This window comes from Actinoallomurus vinaceus, from assembly GCF_039542055.1.
Classification (GTDB): Bacteria; Actinomycetota; Actinomycetes; order Streptosporangiales; family Streptosporangiaceae; genus Actinoallomurus; species Actinoallomurus vinaceus.
This window is the reverse complement of sequence record NZ_BAABHK010000002.1, coordinates 644,745-666,182: the sequence shown is the minus strand read 5'-3', so window position 1 is coordinate 666,182 and position 21,438 is coordinate 644,745. Positions and strand designations below refer to the sequence as shown.

The window sequence follows — 21,438 nt, the reverse complement described above, 5'->3', positions numbered from 1 at the left end:
CAGGAGGAACCATGCGGACCATCACGTGGCTCGGAGCCGCGGCGGCACTGGCGCTCGGCCTGTCCGCCTGCAGCAGCGGCGGAGCCGGGGTCGGCACGACCGGCGGGAGCATCAAGGGCAAGACGATCTCCTTCGTCCCCGGCGTCTCCGGCGACAGCTTCTACATCACGATGCAGTGCGGCATCCAGGCCGAGGCCGCCAAGAGTGGCCTCAAGGTGGACATGCAGGCGCCGCAGCAGTTCGACGCGTCCCTGCAGACCCCGATCGTCAACGGCGTCATCGCCAAGAAGCCGGCCGGGATGCTCATCGCACCGACCGACGCGAAGGCGATGGTGCCGCCGCTGCTGCGGGCCAAGCAGGCCGGGATCAAGATCGGCCTGGTCGACACCAAGCTCGCGCAGGACGGCCTCGCGGAGTCGAGCGTGTCGACCGACAACCGCGCGGGCGGCGCCGCGGCCGCGGACGCCCTGGCCAAGCTCATCGGCCAGAAGGGGAAGGTGCTGGTGATCGCTTTCAAGGCGGGCGCCTCCACCTCGGACGATCGGCAGCACGGCTTCGAAGAGCAGATCAAGAAGTACCCGAACATCAAGTACCTGGGCGCGCAGGTCAACGACAACAGCCCGGCCAAGGCCACGTCGATCGTCACCGCCACCCTGGCGGCCAACCCCGACCTGACCGGCGTGTTCGCGACCAACCAGTTCGCCGCCGAGGGCGCCGCCACCGGCTTGCGCAACGCCGGAAAGCAGGACAAGGTCAAGGTCGTCGGCTTCGACGCGGGTCCCGTCCAGGTGCAGCAGCTGCAGCGCGGTGACGTGCAGGCGCTCATCGCCCAGCAGCCGTACCAGATCGGCGTCCAGGCGGTCGACCAGCTCGTCGCGTCCCTGACCGGTCGTAAGCCCAACGCCGAAATCGGGACAACGACCACGACGATCACCAAGGATGTCTTGTCGAGCGAGAACGGCCGTCAGGCCGTCTACAAGACCTCTTGTTAGACCACCCGAGAAGGGAGAGACCGACGGTGGAACCGACTGGTGATCCCGGCCGGCGAGCCGGACGTCCTCCGTACGCCGCGCAGCGTCGGCAGATCCTGCTCCAGACGCTGCGCAGCGCCGGACGTATCGACGTCACGGACATGGCCGATCGCCTCGACGTGTCGACCGAGACGATCCGCAAGGACCTCACCGAGCTCGAACGCCAGGGGCTGCTGCACCGCGTGCACGGCGGGGCGGTGGCGGTGGAGGACCTGTCGTTCGAGCCGGCGGTCGCGGCCCGGACCGAGTACACCGACGAGAAGCACCGGATCGCGCGCGCGGCCCTGGCCGAGGTGCCCCTCGAGGGCGCCGTGCTGATCGACGCCGGGTCGACGACGGCCTGTCTCGCCGACGTGATGCCCGCCGACCGCGACCTGGCGGTGTTCACCAACACCCTGACGATCGCGCTGACGCTGGCCACCCGGCCGCGCCTGACCGTTCACACCCTCGGCGGGCGGGTGCGCAGCCGCACGTTCGCCGAGGTCGACAACTGGGCCGTCCGCGCGCTGTCGGAACTCCGCGTGGACGTGGCGTTCCTCGGCACGAACGGATTCACCGTCGACGACGGCCTGCGGACGCCGGACGAGTCGGAGGCGACGGTGAAACGGCTGATGCTCAAGGTCGCTCGCCGCCGCGTCCTGCTCGCCGACCACAGCAAGCTCGGCCGGATCAGCCTTTTCAAGTACGGCGACCTGAGCGACATCGACCTTCTGATCACCGATGCCGGCATGCCCGACGCGGAGGTCCGCCGGCTTGAGGACGCGGGAGTGAAAGTAGTGCGCGCATGATCGTGACCGTCACGCCGAACCCGAGCGTGGACCGGACCCTCACCGTGCGACGGCTGGACCATGGTGCCGTCATGCGGGCCACCAGCAGCTGGAGCGAGCCCAGTGGAAAAGGGGTCAACGTATCCCTGGCCCTGAGCGGCCACGGATACGCGAGCCGCGCCGTCCTTCCCATCGGCGGCGTCGAGGGAGCGCGCCTGGAGACGATGCTGCGGGCGGCGGGGCTGGACTATGTCGCCGTCCCGATCGACGGGGATATCCGCAGCAACGTCAGCGTCCTCGAGCCGGACGGCACGGTCACCAAGGTGAACGAGCCCGGCCCGGAGCTGTCGGACGCCGAGTTGAAGGCCCTCATCGACGCGGTCGTCACGATCGGGGAGCGGGCCGAGTGGATCGTCGGCTGCGGGAGCCTTCCGGTCGGCGCACCCGCCGGCTTCTACGCCGAGCTGGTGGGCGCCGCCCGCCGTACCCCGGCCCGTATCGCCGTGGACGGCTCGGGACCGCCGCTCGCCGCCGTGCTGGCGGCCGGACCGGACCTGATCAAACCGAACGCCCACGAACTCGCCGAGGCGGCCGACCGGCCGGTCGAGACCCTGGGCGACGCTCTCGCCGCAGCACATGACCTGCGGGAACGGGGAGCGCGGTCGGTCCTGGCCAGTCTCGGGGCGGACGGCGCGGTGCTCGTCGACGAGGACGGCGCCGTGCATGGAGAGGCGTACGTCCCGGAGACCCGGAGTACCGTCGGCGCGGGCGACGCCCTGCTGGCGGGATTCCTGGCGGCCGGGGGGAAAGGACCGGAGGCGCTGCGTTCCGCACTCGGCTGGTCGGCCGCCGCCGTACGACAGCCGGGCACCGTGCTGCGAGCCGACGACGAGGACCGCACCGGTGACGTCACCCTTCACGACCGCGTCGACACCCGTCGCCGGTTGCGCCACTCGTGACGGAGCCCGATCACGCGGACACCGTGTAGGTGTGACCGGCGACGGTGTCGAAGGAGAAGGTCGAGCCGTCAAAGGCGACCTTGACCTTGCGGTGGCCGGACACGTCGACCACGGTCGGGCGGCGTCCCGTCCCCGGGTCGGCGAATTGACACCGGGCGACCCCGCCGCCGCGTCCGTCCGCGCGGCCGCGGCGGAACTCGCCGAACCGGCGGTCGACTACGTGCGGCTGGAGTTCTCCACCCTGCGCGCTCTGACCTCCGCCCTGGCCTTCCGCCGCGTCCAGACTTTCAGGCGCCACACGGCTGCCCGGCCGTCAACCGCAGTTCCAGCACTTGCCGAATGAGCCGGAAAGGCGGCCGCAAAGGGGACCCGACCACGTGTGCCTCCCGGTGCCGTGCGGAGCGAAGACATCGTCCACCGAGCGGCGCACCTCGCGCTCGAGCAGCGCCCTGACGAGCTCGGGCCGTTCCAGGTCTGCGTCCGCGAGTGCGAGCCGGAGGCCGTGCAGCGCGCCGTCGCAGTGGCGGCGCGCTTCGGCCAGGGAGGTGCCGGTGGCCCGCAGCGGGTTGTAGACGCCCGCCACGTCATCGGCCTCGAGGTCTTCGACGGCGTCGATCAGGTGGGCGAGACGCCCGAAGAACCGGCCCGCCTCGGCGAGTGCTTCCGAGTTGTGCGGCCGGTCGGCCAGTACCGCGGTGTGCGCGAACATCGCCGCGACGGCCGTTTCGGTCGGCTCTGTGAGGTCCAGCAGGCCGAGGCCCCCGGCCGACTCCACGAGCGGCTGGCGTGCCACCGCCTCGAGCACCACGCCGACGTCGAAGCCTACGGCGGTACCGGTCCGTGAGCCGGCGGCGGCCCAGCGGTCGGCCATCCGTCCGGCGGAGGCGGCGACCAGGCGTCGGGCGTAGATACCGTCTCCGTCCGCCACGTGGTCGCGGGTCTTCGCGGCGGCGAGCAGCAGCGAGAATGTCGCGGCCAGGCGGGCGCCGGTGGCTCGAGCGTCGACGACGTCCGTGGTCCGCATGCCCCGGAGCGCGCAGGGCCCCGCTTTGCGATGCGGCGAACGTTCCGGATTCTGGGCCTCGACCAGGACCGAGATCAGCAAGCCGTCGTAGTTGGTCGCCAGTCGCGCGGCCTGGCCGTGCTCGGCACGCAGGGTCAGGCACAGCCCGCACAAGTGGGCCATCCAGTCCTCGAACAAAGTCCCGCACAGCACGTGACGGCACGGGCGTACGACTCCGAACATCACCTACACCTTTCGACCGGGTCTAATCGATTAGATCTTAACTTGAGGGAAACATGACCGCAGATGTTTCATGAGATGCCGATGCGGCCGGACCCGGCGGCAACCGCCCGCCGTGACCTCCGCCCCTGCCGTACGGTCTACGTCGGGTCACCGCTGTTCACGGCTCTGCTCTGAATTCGGCTCGGACACCGAGCAGTCGTACGGGGCGGCGTTCGGTGAACCGATCGAGGGCGGCGAGTGCGGCCTGCTCGATCGCCGTCGCCTCACGGGTCGGCGTCGTCGGCGTGTGGCCGTGGGTGCGGGTCGTGAACGGGACGTACCGCACTTTCACGACGACGCGGCTGACGGGCCGTCGTTCAGCGGCCAGGTCGTCGGCGACCCGTCGGGCCAGGGAGGCGACTTCGCGACGTACGGCGTCCCAGTCGTCCAGATCGTGCTGGTAGGTGGTCTCCCGGCCGCGCGAGCGCGGAACGTGCGGCGCGCTGGTGACCGACGAGCTGTCCTGACCCGAGGCCAGCCGGACCAGCCACGGCCCGATCGCGGGGCCGAAGCGCGCGGCCAGCATCCGTGGATCGGCGGCGGCGAGTTGTGCGATCGTGTCGATGCCCACCGTGGCGAGCCGCTTGGCGGTCTTGGGACCGATGCCCCACAGGGCATCGGTCGGCTGATCACCGAGCACCGTGAACCACGTCGCGTCGGTCAGCCGGAAGACGCCCGCCGGCTTGCCGAGCCCGGTCGCCAGCTTGGCCTGCAGCCTGTTCTGCCCGATGCCGACGGTGCAGGCCAGGGCGGTCGCCGCGTGGACGCGCGCCTGGATCCGGCGCGCCACCTCCTCTGGCTCGTCGCCGTCGACGGCCAAGAACGCCTCGTCCCAGCCGAGTTCCTCCACAGTGCCGAACTCCCGCAGTGTCGCCATCACCCGTGCCGACGACGCCTCGTAGACCTCCCTGTCGACCGGCAGGAACACCGCGTCCGGGCATCGACGTGCTGCGGTGCGCAGAGGCAGGCCCGAGTGCACCCCGTGCGCGCGCGCCTCGTACGAGGCCGTGCTGACCACGCCGCGCTTGGCCGGATCACCGTCGCCGCCGACCACGACCGGCCGTCCGCGCAGTTCCGGTCGGCGGAGAATCTCGACCGCTGCCAGAAACTGGTCGAGGTCGATGTGGAGCACCCAGTGAGCCACACTCCATGATTACCCCCTCCAGGGCGATGACCAGGGCGGTGCCCGTCTCCGCCCCAGAGGTTCGGCGCAGACGCGCTTACGCGGACACCGTGTAGGTGTGACCGGCGACGGTGTCGAACGAGAAGGTCGAGCCGTCGAACGCGACCTTGACCTTGCGGTGGCCGGACAGAGGCTGCGGCCATCGTTCGCGCCTTCGCGCAGGACCTGGCCAAGGGTGTCGGCGCCGCCGTGCTCACCATGGACCCCGAGCTGGTCGTCCTCGGCGGTGGCCTGTCGGGCGCGGGAGAGCTCCTCGCCGGGCCCCTCCGCGAGGAACTCGCCGAGCTCTGTCTCTTTCCGGTGCGCGTGGAACCGTCCACGCTGGGCGCCGAGTCCCCGGCTCTCGGTGCGGTACGGCTGGCCCTCGACCACGTGGAGCGCGCCCTGTTCGGTGTGTGATCGCGCGCTACCCGGCCGACGCGGGCTGACGGTGACCCTTGCCGTCCGCTGTGTCGTGTACATACCGTCTGGTCGGTATGTCCGGCCGCTCGACCGGACCGAGGGAGGCTCAGGTGAGCGAAGCGGACGATCAGGGCACGTCTACCGGGCCGGAGGACTGGGCACCGGAGGTCGAAGAGATCCGACATCGCCGATCGCTGGCAGGGCGCATGGGCGGGCCGGCGAAGGTGCGGCGCCAGCAAGAGTCGGGCCGGCTCACCGTACGGGAACGCATCGACCGGCTCGTCGATCCAAGCACCTTCGCCGAGATCGGCGCGCTGACCGGCTTCGCCGACCATGACGACGACGGCCGGCTCACGTCCTTCCTGCCGGCGAACTTCGTCGCCGGCACCGCGCGCCTCGACGGGCGTCCCGTGATGCTCGGCGCGGACGACTTCACCGTGCGCGGCGGCTCCGGCGACGCGGCGATCCACGCCAAGCAGATCTACGCGGAGGAGTACGCCGGGCGGATGCGCCTGCCGATCGTCCGGCTGCTGGACGGTGCGAGCGGCGGCGGCAGCGTCAAGATGGCCCAGGAGGCGGGCTACAGCTACCTCCCGGTCAATCCCGCGTGGGACGCCGTGGTCGGCAACCTCTCGCTCGTTCCGGTCGTGGCGGCGTGCCTGGGCCCGACGGTCGGGCTGGGCGCGGCACGCCTGGTCATGTCCCACCTTGCCGTCATGGTCGAGGGCATCGGCCAGCTGTTCACCGCCGGGCCGCCCGTCGTCCGCGGCGGGACCGGCGAGGACCTCACGAAGGAGGAGCTCGGCGGGGCGGCCGTCCACCGCCGCAACGGCACGATCGAGCGTTTCGTGGCCACGGAGGAGGACGCCTTCGCCGTCATCCGCCGGTTCCTGGGATATCTCCCGGGCAGCGTGTACGAGCTGCCGCCGGTGGTCCCGGCCGGCGATCCGGCCGATCGCCGCGAGGAGTCGCTCCTGAGGGCGGTTCCGCGTGATGCCCGGCGTCCGTACCGGATCGGGCCGGTCATGGAGGCGATCTTCGACCACGGATCGGTGTTCCCCTACGCGGAGTACGGCGGCGCCACCGTCACCGCGCTCGCCCGGCTCGACGGCCACCCCGTCGGAGTCCTCGCCACCGACCCGTACCGGGGCGCCACCATGTCGGTCGAGGGCGCCCAGGCGATCACACGCCTCGTCGACCTGTGCGAGACGTTCCACCTCCCGATCGTCAGCCTCACCGACCAGGGCGGCATGACGATCGGACGGGTCGCCGAGGAACGCGGCACGATCCGGGCCGGCGCCCGCGCCATCACGGCCGTATACCAGGCGCGAGTGCCGCAGGCGGAGCTGATCCTGCGCCGGGTGTACGGCGTCGGCGGCGCGGGGATCGTCAACCGGCACCGGGCGGGCCGGAGCTGGGCCTGGCCGTCGGGCGACTGGGGGTCGCTGCCGGTCCAGGGCGGGATCGAGGCGGCGTTCCGCGCGCAGCTCGAACAGGCCGAGGACCCCGAGGCGGAGATCGAACGGATCCGCCGGACCCTCGCCGCGATCGCCTCACCGTTCCGCACCGCCGAGCGATTCGGCGTCCAGGACCTGATCGACCCGCGCGACAGCAGGCCGCTTCTGTGCGCCTGGGTTCGCGACGCGTACCGGATCCTGCCCGAGCTCACCGGACCCCCCTCCTTCGGGACCCGTCCCTAGAGACACGTGCGGCCGGCCCCGCGTCTCTCGGGAGTGCCGTTCATCGATGGCCGCCGCCGACGAACCCGGCTACTCTGCGGACATCCCGGTGGCCCCCGTAGTCGCCTCCATCAGGGAGCAGACGTTGTCCGTCGACGGAGATCTGAGTGGCCTGGTCGGTGACCGGCCGGCGGAGTCGATGCCGGGACGCGGGCGCTGGTGGGCCTGGTGCTGCGGGGCGTTCGTGCTGTCGGTCGCCGCCGTCGCCGCCGCGGGCTCGACCGGACCGGGCGCCCTGGTCACGCTGGCCGTTTTGCCGATCGCGCAGCTCGTCGTCTTCGCCCTCGGGCCGCCCTTCCGGGCCCTCCGGCTACGGCAGCTGCTGGGTGACGGCCGTTACCGCACGGTCTCCGCGGACGCCGTCGGCGCGGCCGTTCTGAGCGCCGCCGCGCCGAGCGGAGTGCGCCGGGTGACCGTGCGCGTGGGCCCGGTCGGGGGATTCGCGCGCAGTTTCCGGGCCGGCGGGCATGCCGTCCTGCTCGTCCATGAGCGTCTTCCGCTCCGGCCGGAGGCCGCCCGATTCATGGTCGCCCACGAGTGTGCTCATCTGGCGCGGTACGACCAGGTGCGGCGGCCGGCTGCGACGGTTTCGATCCTCATCTGCTGGATCGGTCTTACGACGATCTGGCCTCCGGCGGCGGTGGTCGGAGCGGCGGCGGTCGTCGTGGGCATCGCCGTCCTCAACCGGGCCATGGAGCTGGACTGTGACCGGCTGGGAGCCCGTTGGGCTGGGACGGCAGCGGCCGAGCAGGCGTTCTCGCTCATCGAGGCCGCGCACCGGCGTACCCCCCAGAACCCGATCCGGACCGTACGGTCGCTGCTCACCTATCCCTCGCCACGCCGCCGACGCGCGATCTGCCGAGCCGAGCAGGACCGGTGACGGGCGGGGCTATCGGCCCGTGTCGTCCTCCTCGCGCTGCTGAACGGCCGTCAGGTGGCCCGTGAGCTCGTCGACGGTGACGGCGCCGGCGGCCACGGCCGTATACAGCGTCTCCAGGTTCGGGTGGCCCATTTCGGCGCCCAGCTGCAGCATCGTGCCGTCGCCCTCCAGGTCCAGAAGGTTCTCCCCGCGTGCGGCGAGCGCGTCGGCGACCAGCCGCCGTCCGGCGAGCCCGGCGGTCTCGGCATGCCGGTCGGCGAGCCACTGGGCGATGTGGACGCGGGCGTGCCCGGTACGGGCCGACTCCAGCCACGCCTCCGACGGGCCGGACCCGCCATCGCCCGCGGTGAGGATCTCCACCACCTGGCCGTCTTCGAGCGGCGCCGTCATCGAGGACAGGCGCCCGTTGGTGAGCGCGCCGACGGCGCGATGGCCGGTGTCGGCGTCGAGCGCGTAGGCGAAGTCGATGGCGGTCGCACCGGCCGGGAGCGGGACGACGTCCCCGGCCTGGGTGAAGGTCACGATCCCGGCGCTGCGCAGGTCCACCCGCAGGCTGTCGAGGAACTCCGCCGAGGGGGCGTGGGCCTGCCAGGCGAGCAGGTTCCGCAGCCACTGCAGGTCGGCCCGGTGCGCGGCCTGGCGGGCGTGGGTGCCGGACGCCTGGGCGGCGTCCTGGATCTGGCTGATGATGCCGGACTCGGCGATCCGGTGCATCCGCGGAGTGCGGACCGCCAGCTCCAGGGCCTCGCCGCCGGGGAGGACCACCGCGGTGTGCAGCGACTGGTACATGTTGTACTTCGGCAGCGCGATGAAGTCCTTCATCCGGCCCGGCAGCGGACGCCACAGCCCATGGATCGCCCCCAGCGCGACGTAGCAGTCGGCGGCGTCGCCGTCGACGAGCACGGTGACCCGGGCCGCCTCGCCCATCCGAGGCGGATCGGCCGGGCCGATCGGCGGCGTTCGGCGGTCCTGGTGCAGGGAGTACAGGTGCCGGTCCCGGGAGACCACGCGTGCCTTCAGGTGCGCGGCGGTGAGGGCCTTGCGCAGCTGTTCGAGCAGCGGGTCGAGCCGGGCGGCCCGGTCGGCGGCGCTGCCGACGACGGCGGCGTGCGTGCGCTCGTACTCCTCCGGGTGCAGGCACGCGAAGGCGACGTCCTCCATCTCGCGCTTGAACACGTAGATGCCCAGCCGTTCGGCGAACGGCACGAGCAGCTCCAGGGACGCCCGTGCGATCCGCCGGCGTTTCTCCGGCTTCGGATGGAACCGCAGGGTCCGCAGGTTGTGCACCCGGTCAGCGAGTTTGATCACCAGGACACGCAGATCGCCGGCGGCGGCCAGGATGATCTTCCGGAACGTCTCGGCCTCCGCCCGGTCGCCCCATTTGGAGCCGTCCAGCTTGGTCACGCCGTCGACCAGGACGGCGACCTCCTCGCCGAACTCCGCGTGAACCTGGCCCAGCGTCAGGTCGGTGTCCTCGACCGTGTCGTGCAGCAGCGCGGCGACCAGCGTGGTGGTGTCCATGCCCAGATCCGCCAGGATGAGCGCGACCGCGAGCGGATGCGTCACGTACGGCGCACCGGACTTACGGGTCTGCCCGCGGTGGTACCGCTCGGCCACCGTGTAGGCGTACCGCAACAGCCGTACGTCGGCCTTCGGAAAGTGCGCCTTGTGCGCGGCGACCAACGGATCGGCCGCACGATCCTCACCGTCCGAGCGGAAGAACCCCGCCGGGTCGGTCAACCGGCTCAACCGGCCGAGAAGGTGGCCATGACGCGGCTCACCGATCGGCTCCTCACCCATCCGTCCACCCTCGCCGATGCTCAGTCCTCCGCCTCATCCAACACGCGTCCGCCGCGGCGCGCCTCCCCTTCAATTGATTCCTGCCGATGCGGCCGGGATTCTCTCCTCGCCAGAGGCGATCGGATTTTTCGTCGCAGCACCGATGAGTTCTTCCGACGGGCGTCGTTACATGGCCCAGAACGTCGGTGACCGACCAACCGATCCGACCTGAGAGGCCGCAGCATGGACATGAAACCGGAGCTCGTCGTCGTACCCGTCGTCCGGAGCCGCGGTGGCGCGGCATGACCGCCGCCTCCGCGATGATGATGAGCGTGAGCGACGAGATCGCGGCGGCCGTCGCGGGCGACGAGTCGGCGTTCGCCGCCCTGACCGAGCGGCACCGGCGGGAGCTGCACGTCCACTGTTACCGGATGCTGGCCTCCTTCGACGAGGCGGAGGACGCGGTGCAGGAGACGTTCCTGCGGGCGTGGCGGGGCCGGGAGGGTTTCGACGGCGGCACGCTGTTCCGCGCCTGGCTCTACCGGATCGCGACCAACGTCTGCCTCGACCAGCTCCGGCGCGGCTCACGCCGTACGGCGGCGTCCTCCTTCGCCGAGGTGCCGTGGCTGCAGCCGTACCCGGACGGTCTGCTCGACGCGGCGGCGCCCGCCGGCGAAGGACCCGACGCGGTCGTCGTCGAGCGGGAGACGATCGAGCTGGCGTTCGTCGCGGCTCTGCAGGCGCTGCCACCGCGACAGCGTGCGACGTTCATCGCCCGCGACGTGCTCGGCCGGTCGGCGGCGGAGACGGCGGAGCTGCTGGACACGAGCGTCGCCGCGGCCAACAGCGCGTTGCAGCGGGCTCGTGCCACGATGCAGCGGCAGCTTCCGGCGCGACGCAGCGAATGGTCCGCGGGGGAGCTCAGCGGGACGGAACGCATCCTGCTCGATCGGTTCATCGACGCGCATGAGCGGTGCGACGCCGCGGCCGCGATCGCGATCGCGGCCGAGGACCTGCGCATCACGATGCCGCCCTACCCGCGCTGCTACGAGGGTCTGGCGGCGTTCGTGCCGCTGCTCGAGCGGGCGTTCGGGGAGGACCGCGACGGTGACTGGCGTCTCGTCCCGACGTCGGCCAACCGGATGCCGACCGCCGCGAGCTACCTGCGCCGGCCGGGCGACTCGGAGTTCCGGGCGTTCAAGTTCGACGTCCTGCGGGTCGAGGACGGCCGGATCAAGGAGATCACGACTTTCGGCCCGGCACTGTTCCCCGCCTTCGGCCTCCCGCCGACCCTCTGAAAGCGGCCCTCGGAAAGCGGCCCTCGGAAAGCGACCCTCGGAAAGCGACCCTCGGAAAGCGACCCTCGGAAAGCGACCCTCGGACGGCGAGCATGGTGCGACCCCCGGCCCGATCGGCCGGGGGTCGCACCGGGGGCTCAGACGCCGGTCAGTCGCCGAGGGGACCGGCGGAGGAAGACGGCCCAGGTCACGGCGAAGCAGAGGGCGTAGTAGGCGATGAAGGCGATGTAGGCGCCGTTGCCCGTCTTGTAGGTCAGGAACGACTGGCGGAAGGCCAGGTTGACGAGGACGCCGCCGAACGCGCCGATCGCGCCGGCCACACCGATCAGGGCGCCGGACAGGCGCCGGGCCTCGTCGTCGGTCGGGGCCTTGGCGCGGAAGATGGCGGGGATCATCTTGTACGTCGAGCCGTTGCCGAAGCCGCTGAAGATGAACAGCAGCACGAATCCGGTGAGGAACAGCGGCAGCGACTTCTCGACGGAGGCGGTCAGGACGATCGAGGCGCCGATCGCCATCGCCACGAAGTTCCAGAAGGTGACCTTGGCGCCGCCGAGTCGGTCCGCGGCCCAGCCGCCGACGGGCCGGATCAGCGAGCCGAGCAGCGGCCCGAGGAACGTCAGGTACGCGGCCTTGATGGGCGTGTCGAAGTCGGCCTTGAACTGCACCTGCAGCACCTGGCCGAAGGCGAAGCCGAACCCGATGAACGACCCGAACGTCCCGATGTAGAGCAGCGACATGATCCAGCTGTACGGGTCCTTGATGACGTCCCGCATGGCGCGCTTGTCGTTGCGCATGCCGGCGAGGTTGTCCATCCACAGCGAGGCGCCCAGCGCGGCCAGCACGATGAAGGGGATGTAGATCCCGGCCACCAGGCGCGGGTGGTCCTTGCCCGCCGTCGCCAGCACGGCGAGGCCGACCAGCTGGACGACGGCCACGCCGATGTTGCCGCCGCCCGCGTTGATCCCGAGTGCCCAGCCCTTGAGCCGCTGCGGGTAGAAGGCGTTGATGTTGGCCATCGAGGAGGCGAAGTTGCCGCCGCCGACACCGGCGACCGCGGCGAGGATGAGCAGGGTGCTGAAGGACACGCCCGGCTTGACCAGGATCGCGGCCGACACCGCCGGGACCAGGAGCAGCCCGGCGCTGAACATCGTCCAGTTACGGCCGCCGAACTTCGCGACCGCGAAGGTGTACGGCAGACGCAGGGCGGCGCCGAATGCCGTGGGGACCGTCGTCAGCAGGAACTTCCCGGCGGGGTCGATGTGGTACGCGGGGCCGAGGAACAGCACCAGCACCGACCACAGGCTCCACACGGAGAACCCGATGTGCTCGGAGAAGATCGAGAAGATGAGGTTGCGTCGCGCGACCTTGGCCCCGGCCTCCTTCCAGAAGTCGTGGTCCTCCGGTTGCCAGTCCGCGATCCACCGGCGCCCGGCGGTGCCGGCGCCGGGGAGGCGTTCTTCGATGGTGGTCATTCGGGTTCCTCCTGGCTGGGGTGCTGCGCCGAAGCTAGGAGCCGCCGGTTTCCTCGGTGTGTGTCGCGTAATGCGGCAGTGATAACTTCCCTGCACCCTACCCGGGCCGCGCTGTGAGGTTCCGTTCATCGCACCGCAGGTCAGAGGCCCCGGTGAAGTGCTTGTTGCGGGCCGGTAACACGCGGGACGTCGTAGCGAAACGCCTCAACCACACGATCGAGGCATGTCGCCCACACCTACCCACTGTCCGTACTGCGCGCTGCAGTGCGGGATGCTCGTCGGCCCCGGCACGATCGCGCCGCGTGACGACATCCCGGCCAACGGTGGCGGAGGCGGGGCACTCTGCCAGAAGGGGTGGACCGCCGGGGACCTGCTCACCACCCCGGACCGGCTGACCGTCCCTCTGATGCGGCCGCACCGGGACGCCCCTCTGGAGCCGGTGTCCTGGGACACAGCGCTGGACCGGATCGTGGCCGAGATCCGCCGGATCCAGCGGGCGTACGGGAACGGGGCCGTGGCGGTCTTCGGCGGCGGCGGGCTGACCAACGAGAAGGCCTACCAGCTCGGCAAGTTCGCCCGGGTGGCGCTGCGGACGCCGAACATCGACTACAACGGCCGCTTCTGCATGTCCTCGGCGGCCGCCGCGCAGAACCGCGCGTTCGGCCTGGACCGGGGACTGCCCGTGCCGATCACCGACATCGCCGCTGCCGACACGATCCTGCTGGCCGGCGGCAACGTCGCCGAGACGATGCCGCCGTTCGTGCGGCACCTGACCGCCCAGCGCGAACGCGGCGGGAAACTGATCGTCGTCGACCCGCGGGAGACCTCGACGGCCCGCCGTGCCGACCTGCACCTGCAGGTCACGCCGGGCACCGACCTGGCCCTGGCCAACGGGCTGCTGCACCTGGCGATGACCGAGGGGCTGATCGACAAGGCGTACCTCGACGCGCGCACCACGGGGTTCGAGACGGTCCGCACCGTGATCAACGGGTACTGGCCGGAGCGCGTCGAGCGGATCACCGGCGTGCCGGTGCCGAAGATGCGCGAGGCCGTGCGCCTGCTCGGCGAGGCCGCGAACGCGCTCATCCTCACCGCGCGCGGCGCCGAACAGCACGCCACCGGCACCGACACCGTCACCGCCTTCATCAACCTGGCGCTGGCGCTCGGCCTGCCCGGACGCCCCGGGTCCGGGTTCGGGTGCCTGACCGGGCAGGGCAACGGCCAGGGTGGCCGGGAGCACGGGCAGAAGGCCGACCAGCTGCCGGGCTACCGGAAGATCGACGACCCGGCGGCACGCGAGCACGTCGCCCGTGTCTGGGGGATCGATCCGGACGACCTGCCGGGGCCCGGGCTGTCGGCCACCGAACTCCTGGGCGCCCTGGGCACGCCCGGCGGGCCGCGCGCCCTGCTGCTGTTCGGTTCCAACCCGGTGGTGTCGGCCCCGGACGCGGGCCGGGTCGAGGAACGCCTCGCGGCACTCGACCTCCTCGTCGTCGCCGACTTCGTGCCGTCCGAGACCGCCGCGCGCGCCGATGTCGTGCTGCCGACGGCGCAGTGGGCCGAGGAGACCGGCACGATCACCAACCTGGAGGGCCGCGTGCTCCTGCGCCGCGCGGCCGTGCCGAGGCCGCCGCAGGTCCGCGGCGACCTGGAGATCCTCGCCGCGCTCGCCGAGCGCCTCAAAGCGCCCGGCCGGTTCAGCGCCGAACCGGCCGAGGTGTTCGACGAGCTGCGCGCGGCCAGCGCCGGCGGGCTCGCCGACTACTCCGGCATCACGTACGAGCGGATCGTCGCCGAGACCGGGGTCTTCTGGCCCTGCCCGGGCGAGGGCCACCCGGGTACGCCGCGCGTCTTCCTCGACCGGTTCGCCACGCCGGACGGGCGCGCCCGGTGCGTCCCGGTCGAACACCGCGGCCCCGCCGAGGACATCAGCGCCGACTACCCCGTCTACCTCACGACCGGGCGGGTGCTCGCGCACTACCAGAGCGGCGCGCAGACCCGGCGGATCCGCGCGCTGGTGGACGCGGTCCCCGAGGCGTACGTGGAGATCCATCCCGACCTGGCCGAGCGCCTCGACATCGCGGAGGGGGCCGAGGTCCGCGTCACCAGCCGGCGGGGCCGGGCCGTCGCCAAGGCGCGATTCAGCAGGGCGATCCGGCGCGACACCGTGTTCATGCCCTTCCACTGGGCCGGTCCCGCACGCGCCAACCTGCTCACCAACCCGGCACTCGATCCGACGTCCCGGATGCCGGAGTTCAAAGTCTGCGCCGTCCGACTGGAGAAATCGTGAAGAAGAGAATCGTGGTCGTCGGCAACGGGATGGCGGGCTCCCGGCTCGTCTCCGAGCTGCGGGCCCGCGACCGGGAGGCGCGGATCACCGTGTTCGGGGCCGAGGCCGCGCAGCCGTACAACCGGGTGCTGCTGTCGAACGTCCTGGCCGGCGTCACCGCGCCCGGCGACATCGGCCTGACCGATCCGGGGTGGTACGCCGCGAACGACGTCGACGCCCGGCTCGGGCAGGAGGTCGTCGCGATCGACCGGGAGCGCAGGACGGTGACGTCGGCCGACGGGACCGTCACCCCGTACGACACGCTCGTCCTCGCCACCGGAAGCGCCCCGGTCATGCCGCCGCTGCCCGGGCTGGACGCCGACGGCGTCGTCGCGTTCCGCACGCTCGACGACTGCCGGGACATCATGGGCCTCGCGGACGATGCCGAGTCAGCCGTCGTGGTCGGCGGCGGGCTGCTCGGCCTCGAGGCGGCCCGCGGACTGGCCGGGCGCGGGCTGCGGGTCACCGTCGTCCACCTCGCCGGGCACCTGATGGAGCGGCAGCTGGACGCCGAGGCCGGGGGCGTGCTGCAGCGCACGATCGGGGACCTCGGGGTCCGTACCCTCGTCGGGGCGCGGCTGACCGGGGCGCGGGCCGAGGACGGGCGCGTCACCGGGGTCGAACTGGACGACGGCACGGTGCTGCCCGCCGACCTGGTGGTGCTCGCCTGCGGCATCCGCCCCGAGACCGGGCTCGCGCGGGCGGCGGGCCTCACCGTGGGCCGGGGCGTCGTCGTCGACGACCGGCTCCGCTCGGTCGACGACCCCGACGTCCACGCGATCGGGGAGTGCGCGCAGCACCAGGGCACGGTGTACGGGCTGGTCGCGCCCGCGTGGGAGCAGGCCAGGATCCTCGCCGACCTGCTCACCGGCGGCGACGCCCGGTACGAGGGTTCGCGGCAGGTCACGCGGCTCAAGGCGGCCGGGATCGAACTGGCCGCCATGGGGGAGACCGCGCTCGGCGACGACGAGGCCGAGGTCGTCCGCTTCGCCGACCCGACGCGCGGCACGTACAAGAAGGTCGTCATCAGGGACGACCGCCTCATCGGCGCGATCCTGATCGGCGAGACGACCACGGCGGGGCTGCTGACCCAGCTGTACGACCGCGCGGCGCCCGTGCCGTCCGACCGTCTGGGGCTGCTCTTCCACGGGCTGAACCCTGCTACGCCCGCCGAGACGCCGGTGCGCATGCCGGACGCGGCGACGGTCTGCGCGTGCAACAACGTCAGCAAGGGGCGGATCCGCGCCTGCTGGGAGGCGGGCGGGCGCGACGTCGCCGACGTCGCCGCCGAGACCCGCGCCACCACGGGCTGCGGCGGCTGCCGCGACACGGTCGAGGGGATCCTCGAGTGGCTCGGAACCCAGGAGGTGACGTCTCCCACCAGGTCAGGCCGTACGTGAGCGGCTTGTAGCACAGCGGTAACAAGCGGGACGCAGACGCGAAACGCCTGATCGTCAAGATCGAGGTCAGAACGCGTCGGGGAGGATTGAATCGGATGACTGGCCGTCTTGTCGTCGTGGGGCATGGCCCGGCGGCGCATCGCCTCGTCGAAGCGTTGCGGGAGCGGGACTCGGCCGGCCGGTGGCAGATCACCGTGGTGGGGGAGGAGCCCCGCACGGCGTACGACCGGGTGGCCCTGACGTCCTATCTCACCGAGGGGGCCGATCTCGGCTACCCGGCCCACGACGAGAGCGTGACCGTACGGACCGGCGAGCGGGTCGCCGCGATCGACCGGGACGCCCGCACGGTGACCACCGACGCGGGGGAGACCCTGCCGTACGACGCGCTGGTGCTGGCCACCGGGTCGGTGCCGTTCGTGCCGCCGGTGCCCGGCGCCGAGCACGCCTTCGTCTACCGGACGATCGAGGACCTGGACGCGCTGAGCGCCGCGGCCGGAAGCGCCGACCTTACTATGTCAAGGCCGCGGGCCGGTGTGGTCGTCGGCGGCGGACTGCTCGGCCTGGAGGCCGCCCGCGCGCTGCAGGGGCTCGGCCTGGACACCCACGTCGTCGAGGTGGCTCCCTGGCTGATGCCGCGCCAGCTCGACGAGGGCGGTGGCGCGATGCTGCGCCGCCACATCGAGGCCCTCGGCATGACCGTGCACACCGGCGTCGGGATGGAGCGCATCGAGCCCGGCGCCGTGCGCCTCGCCGGAGACGTCGTGCTCGACGCCGACGTGGCCGTCTTCTCGGCGGGCATCCGCCCGCGTGACGACCTCGCCCGCGCGGCGGGCCTGGCGGTGGGGGAGCGCGGCGGCATCGTCGTCGACGACACCTGCCGCACCGAGGACCCGCGCGTCTTCGCGATCGGCGAGTGCGCGCTGATCGGCGGAATGGTCTACGGCCTGGTCGGGCCGTGCTTCACCATGGCCGAGGTCGTCGCGGACCGGCTCCTGGACGGGGAGGCGCGGTTCACCGGCGCCGATCTGTCGACCCAGCTCAAGCTCATGGGCGTCGACGTCGCCAGCTTCGGCGACCCGTCCGCGGACGCCCTCGACGTGATCTACACCGACCCGGTCGCCGGGATCTACAAGCGCCTCGTCGTCAGCGACGACGCGCAGACCCTCCTCGGCGGTGTGCTGGTCGGGGACGCCTCGTCCTACCCGACCCTCCGCGCATATGTCGGCGCGAAATTGCCCGGCACGCCGGAGCAGGCGCTGTTCGGCGGCACGGAGGCGGCGGGCGGCGCGCTGCCCGAGTCGACGGTCATCTGCAGCTGCAACAACGTGACGGCCGGGGCCATCCGCTGCGCGATCACCGAGGACAAGCTCACCGACGTCGGGGCCGTGAAGTCGTGCACGAAGGCCGGCACCGGCTGCGGTAGCTGTGTGCCGCTGGTGAAGAAGATCCTCGACGCGGAGCTGACCGCCGCGGGCATCGAGGTCAGCAAGGCGCTGTGCGAGCACTTCGACCACAGCCGCGCGGAGCTGTTCGACATCATCCGGGTGCGCGGCATCACGACCTTCTCGCAGCTGATCACCGAGCACGGGCGCGGGCGCGGCTGCGACATCTGCAAGCCGGCGGTCGCCTCGATCCTGGCCAGCCTCGGCAACGGCCACATCCTCGACGGCGAGCAGGCCGGCCTGCAGGACACCAACGACCGGTTCCTCGCCAACATGCAGAAGAACGGCACCTACTCGGTCGTGCCCCGCATCCCCGGCGGTGAGATCACGCCGGAGAAGCTGATCGTCATCGGCGAGGTCGCCCAGGAGTTCGGCCTCTACACCAAGATCACCGGCGGGCAGCGGATCGACCTGTTCGGGGCCCGTGTCGAGCAGCTCCCGCACATCTGGAAGAAGCTCATCGACGCCGGCTTCGAATCCGGCCACGCGTACGGCAAGGCGCTGCGCACGGTGAAGTCCTGCGTCGGCTCGACGTGGTGCCGGTACGGCGTCCAGGACTCGGTCGGCCTGGCGATCCGCCTCGAACTGCGCTACCGCGGCCTGCGCGCCCCGCACAAGCTCAAGTCGGCGGTGTCCGGGTGCGCCCGCGAGTGCGCCGAGGCGCAGAGCAAGGACTTCGGGATCATCGCCACCGAGAAGGGCTGGAACCTCTACGTCGCCGGGAACGGCGGGATGCGGCCGCGCCACGCGGACCTGTTCGCCAGTGACCTGGACGAGGAGACGCTCCTCCGCTACATCGACCGGTTCCTGATGTTCTACATCCGCACCGCCGACCGGCTGCAGCGCACTGCGTCCTGGCTGGAGAGCCTCGACGGCGGCCTCGACTACCTGCGCGAAGTGATCATCGAGGACAGCCTCGGCATCTGCGCGGAGCTGGACGCCGCGATGGAGCGTCACGTGGCGGGCTACTCCGACGAGTGGCGGGCGATCCTCGATGATCCCGACAAACTGCGCCGCTTCGTCTCGTTCGTCAACGCGCCGGGCACGCCCGACCCGAGCATCGTCTTCGAGCCCGAGCGCGACCAGATCAAGCCGGCGATGGCGGAGGTGACCCCGTGACCGACGCAGGGGCACGTCCGGAGATCGGAGTGAAGGGAGCATTCGATGACCGAGATCTGTGAGGCGCCGGCGGGCACCGGCACGCTGACCGCGGCACGCTGGACCCCGGTGTGCGACTACGACGACCTGCAGCCCGAGCGCGGCGTGTGCGCGCTCGTCGAAGGCCGCCAGGTCGCGATCTTCCGCACCCACGACGGTGAGCTGTACGCGCTGTCCAGTCATGATCCCTTCAGCGGGGCCAACGTCCTGGCCTGGGGGATCGTCGGGTGCCGCGGCGGGCTGCCGACCGTGGCCTCCCCGATGTACAAGCAGGTGTTCGACCTGACCACGGGCCGCTGCCTGGACGACCCGGAGGTCTCGGTGCGGACCTTCCGAATACGGCGCAACGGCGGCCGCGTGGAGGTGGCCGAGTCGTGAAGGACGAGCCACTGGCCGGATTCACCGTGGGCGTCACGGCGGCGCGGCGTCACGAGGAGCTGTCGGCGCTGCTGGAGCGCAAGGGCGCCCGCGTCGTGTACGCCCCCGCGATCCGGCTGGTGCCGCTTGCCGACGACGCGGAGCTCCTCGACGCGACCCGCGACATCCTCGCGGACCCGGTCGACGATGTGATCGTCACGACCGGCATCGGCTTCCGCGCGTGGCTGGAGACGGCGGACGGCTGGGGGCTGCGCGACGATCTGATCAAGCGGCTCGGCGACGTGCGCATCCTGGCCCGGGGGCCGAAGGCCCGCGGGGCCGTGCGCGCCGCCGGGATGGCCGAGGAGTGGTCGCCGGAGTCGGAGAACTGCGACGAGGTCCTCCGCCACCTCCTGGAGGAGGACCTCACGGGGCGCCGCATCGCGGTCCAGCTGTACGGCGAACCGACGCCTCACCTGACGGGCGCGCTCCGCCGCGCGGGCGCCGAGGTCGTGGAGATCCCGGTGTACCGCTGGTCCCGTACGGACGACCCGACGCCGCTGCGCCGGCTGGTCGGGCAGGCGGTCGCCGGCACCGTCGACGCGATCACGTTCACGAGCGCGCCGGCGGTGTCGGCGACCCTGGCCGTCGCGGACGAGGACAACCTCGAAGACCTCTTGCTGGAGGCCCTGCGCACCCAGGTGGTCGCCGCCTGCGTCGGTCCGGTCACCGCCGCGCCGCTGGAGGAGCGGGGTGTGGCGACGGTACGCCCCGAGCGCGCCCGCCTCGGCGCCCTGGTCCGGGCGCTCGCCGCCGAGCTGCCGGTCCGGCGGTCGAGCCGGATCGCCGTGAACGGCCACGCCCTCGAGCTGCGCGGCCACGCCGTGGTGATCGACGGGCAGCTCAAACCGATCGCGCCCGCCCCGATGGCGATCCTCCGTGCCCTCGCCCGCCGGCCCGGGCACGTCGTCTCGCGTGCCGAGCTGTGCACGGTGCTGCCCAGCCGGTCCCTGCCGGGCGGAGCGGGCCAGGGACGCCCGCATCCGGACGAGCACGCCGTCGAGATGGCGGTGGCACGGCTGCGCCGGGGACTGGGCCGCAACGGGCTCGTCGAGACCGTGGTCAAACGCGGCTACCGGCTGGCCTGCGACCCGATCCGCTCCGAGCCTGCCACGTTCGCCGGCGCCCCGGGACCGGCATGACGCTGCTCGCCGTCGGGCACGGCACGCGGGACCCCGCCGGAGTCGCCGTCATCCGCGCCCTGCTCGACCGGGTGCGCGCCCTGCGCCCCGGCCTGACCGTCATCGAGTCCTACGCCGAGATCACCGCGCCGTCCCTGGAGGACGCGCTGGCGGTGTGCCCGGGCCCGGTGGTCGCGGTGCCGCTCATGCTCGGCCGCGGCTACCACGCCCTGGTCGACATCCCCGGCCGCGTCGGCCCCGACGTCACCGTCGCCCGGCCCCTGGGGCCGCATCCGCTGCTCGCCGGGGCCCTCACAGACCGGCTGGGCACGGGCCGGTACGCCGACGCCGTCGTGCTGGGCGCGGCCGGCACCTCCAGCCCGCAGGGACTGGCCGACGCCGCCTCCGCCGCGCACCTGCTGGGCCGCCGCCTGCGCCGCCCCGTGCCGTACGGGCTCGCGGCCGGAGCCGGACCCGAGCTGAGCGAGGTCGTCCGTGGGCTGCGCGCCCAGGGCGCCCGGCGGATCGCGGTCGCGTCCTACCTGCTGGCCCCCGGACACTTCCACGACCGCCTGGCGGCCGCCGGCGCCGACGTGGTCGCACCGCCCCTGGGCGTGCACGACGCGCTGGCGCGAGTCGTCCTACGCCGCTACGACGAGGCGATGGCGGCCGTCGCCGCCGAGGCGCGAAGCCGCGACCGCGAGACGCTCGGCCGCACCGGATGATGTGAGCCACGGGCCAGCGGGCCGGGACTCCCCCCCGGGGCCGGCCGCATC

Annotated in this window: 17 protein-coding genes and 1 pseudogene; 13 read left to right on the top strand and 5 right to left on the bottom strand. The window is 72.1% G+C overall.

The window, feature by feature from the left end; genetic code table 11:
- Positions 1-11: 11 nt before the first annotated feature.
- From ABEA24_RS08855 to ABEA24_RS08845, 3 genes are read left to right on the top strand one after another with little or no spacing between them, the layout of a single operon-like run.
- Positions 12-992 carry an ABC transporter substrate-binding protein gene (locus ABEA24_RS08855; RefSeq protein ID WP_345430191.1) on the top strand — a complete coding sequence of 327 codons (981 nt, stop codon included), beginning with the start codon at positions 12-14 and terminating at the stop codon, positions 990-992.
- A gap of 26 nt (positions 993-1,018) precedes the next feature.
- A complete protein-coding gene (locus ABEA24_RS08850) occupies positions 1,019-1,819 on the top strand; it encodes a DeoR/GlpR family DNA-binding transcription regulator (protein ID WP_345430190.1) in 801 nt (266 codons plus the stop codon).
- Entirely contained in the window at positions 1,816-2,757 is a 942-nt protein-coding gene (locus tag ABEA24_RS08845; protein ID WP_345430189.1) for a 1-phosphofructokinase family hexose kinase, read from the top strand. Before ABEA24_RS08850 ends, ABEA24_RS08845 begins: the two co-directional genes overlap by 4 nt.
- Positions 2,758-2,767: 10 nt before the next feature.
- On the opposite strand, the gene ABEA24_RS08840 is transcribed toward ABEA24_RS08845, so the two are convergent.
- The 3 genes from ABEA24_RS08840 to ABEA24_RS08830 form a co-directional block, all read right to left on the bottom strand.
- On the bottom strand, positions 2,768-3,055 hold the full coding sequence (locus ABEA24_RS08840; protein ID WP_345430188.1) for a hypothetical protein: 288 nt from the start codon (positions 3,053-3,055) through the stop codon (positions 2,768-2,770).
- 15 nt (positions 3,056-3,070) lie between these two features.
- Complete coding sequence (locus ABEA24_RS08835) at positions 3,071-4,003, bottom strand: DUF5685 family protein (protein WP_345430187.1); 933 nt, start codon at positions 4,001-4,003, stop codon at positions 3,071-3,073.
- 157 nt (positions 4,004-4,160) lie between these two features.
- A complete protein-coding gene (locus ABEA24_RS08830; RefSeq protein ID WP_345430186.1) occupies positions 4,161-5,174 on the bottom strand; it encodes a DNA polymerase IV in 1,014 nt (337 codons plus the stop codon).
- Positions 5,175-5,363: 189 nt separating this feature from the next.
- Between ABEA24_RS08830 and ABEA24_RS08825 the strand changes: the two are divergent.
- From ABEA24_RS08825 to ABEA24_RS08815, 3 genes and pseudogenes are all read left to right on the top strand, one after another.
- Positions 5,364-5,624, top strand: a pseudogene (locus ABEA24_RS08825) (ROK family protein); the annotation flags it as partial.
- A 113-nt stretch (positions 5,625-5,737) separates the two neighbouring features.
- A complete protein-coding gene (locus tag ABEA24_RS08820; RefSeq protein WP_345430185.1) occupies positions 5,738-7,327 on the top strand; it encodes an acyl-CoA carboxylase subunit beta in 1,590 nt (529 codons plus the stop codon).
- A 124-nt stretch (positions 7,328-7,451) separates the two neighbouring features.
- A complete protein-coding gene (locus ABEA24_RS08815) occupies positions 7,452-8,246 on the top strand; it encodes a M48 family metalloprotease (protein ID WP_345430184.1) in 795 nt (264 codons plus the stop codon).
- A gap of 9 nt (positions 8,247-8,255) precedes the next feature.
- Here the strand turns inward: ABEA24_RS08815 and ABEA24_RS08810 are convergent, their stop codons facing one another.
- Positions 8,256-10,046: a RelA/SpoT family protein gene (locus ABEA24_RS08810; RefSeq protein WP_345430183.1), complete on the bottom strand. Its 1,791-nt coding sequence runs from the start codon at positions 10,044-10,046 to the stop codon at positions 8,256-8,258.
- A gap of 281 nt (positions 10,047-10,327) precedes the next feature.
- Here ABEA24_RS08810 and ABEA24_RS08805 point away from each other — a divergent pair, with 281 nt between their 5' ends.
- A complete protein-coding gene (locus tag ABEA24_RS08805) occupies positions 10,328-11,323 on the top strand; it encodes an RNA polymerase subunit sigma-70 (protein ID WP_345430182.1) in 996 nt (331 codons plus the stop codon).
- 137 nt (positions 11,324-11,460) lie between these two features.
- On the opposite strand, the gene ABEA24_RS08800 is transcribed toward ABEA24_RS08805, so the two are convergent.
- Positions 11,461-12,795, bottom strand: a complete 1,335-nt coding sequence (locus ABEA24_RS08800; protein ID WP_345430181.1) for a nitrate/nitrite transporter — start codon at positions 12,793-12,795, stop codon at positions 11,461-11,463.
- Positions 12,796-13,018: 223 nt separating this feature from the next.
- Between ABEA24_RS08800 and ABEA24_RS08795 the strand changes: the two genes are divergently transcribed.
- From ABEA24_RS08795 to ABEA24_RS08770, 6 genes are all read left to right on the top strand, one after another.
- Positions 13,019-15,085, top strand: coding sequence for a molybdopterin oxidoreductase family protein (locus ABEA24_RS08795; protein ID WP_345430180.1), 2,067 nt, complete (start codon positions 13,019-13,021; stop codon positions 15,083-15,085).
- On the top strand, positions 15,082-16,524 hold the full coding sequence (locus ABEA24_RS08790; protein ID WP_345430179.1) for an FAD-dependent oxidoreductase: 1,443 nt from the start codon (positions 15,082-15,084) through the stop codon (positions 16,522-16,524). Before ABEA24_RS08795 ends, ABEA24_RS08790 begins: the two co-directional genes overlap by 4 nt.
- A gap of 95 nt (positions 16,525-16,619) precedes the next feature.
- The gene (gene nirB, locus ABEA24_RS08785; RefSeq protein WP_345430178.1) at positions 16,620-19,085 is read left to right on the top strand and encodes a nitrite reductase large subunit NirB; all 2,466 of its coding nucleotides are present in this window, start codon (positions 16,620-16,622) and stop codon (positions 19,083-19,085) included.
- Positions 19,086-19,130: 45 nt separating this feature from the next.
- Positions 19,131-19,502: a nitrite reductase small subunit NirD gene (nirD, locus tag ABEA24_RS08780; RefSeq protein WP_345430177.1), complete on the top strand. Its 372-nt coding sequence runs from the start codon at positions 19,131-19,133 to the stop codon at positions 19,500-19,502.
- Positions 19,499-20,683 carry a uroporphyrinogen-III synthase gene (locus ABEA24_RS08775; RefSeq protein WP_345430176.1) on the top strand — a complete coding sequence of 395 codons (1,185 nt, stop codon included), beginning with the start codon at positions 19,499-19,501 and terminating at the stop codon, positions 20,681-20,683. Before nirD ends, ABEA24_RS08775 begins: the two co-directional genes overlap by 4 nt.
- The gene (locus ABEA24_RS08770) at positions 20,680-21,387 is read left to right on the top strand and encodes a sirohydrochlorin chelatase (protein WP_345430175.1); all 708 of its coding nucleotides are present in this window, start codon (positions 20,680-20,682) and stop codon (positions 21,385-21,387) included. Before ABEA24_RS08775 ends, ABEA24_RS08770 begins: the two co-directional genes overlap by 4 nt.
- Positions 21,388-21,438: the final 51 nt, after the last annotated feature.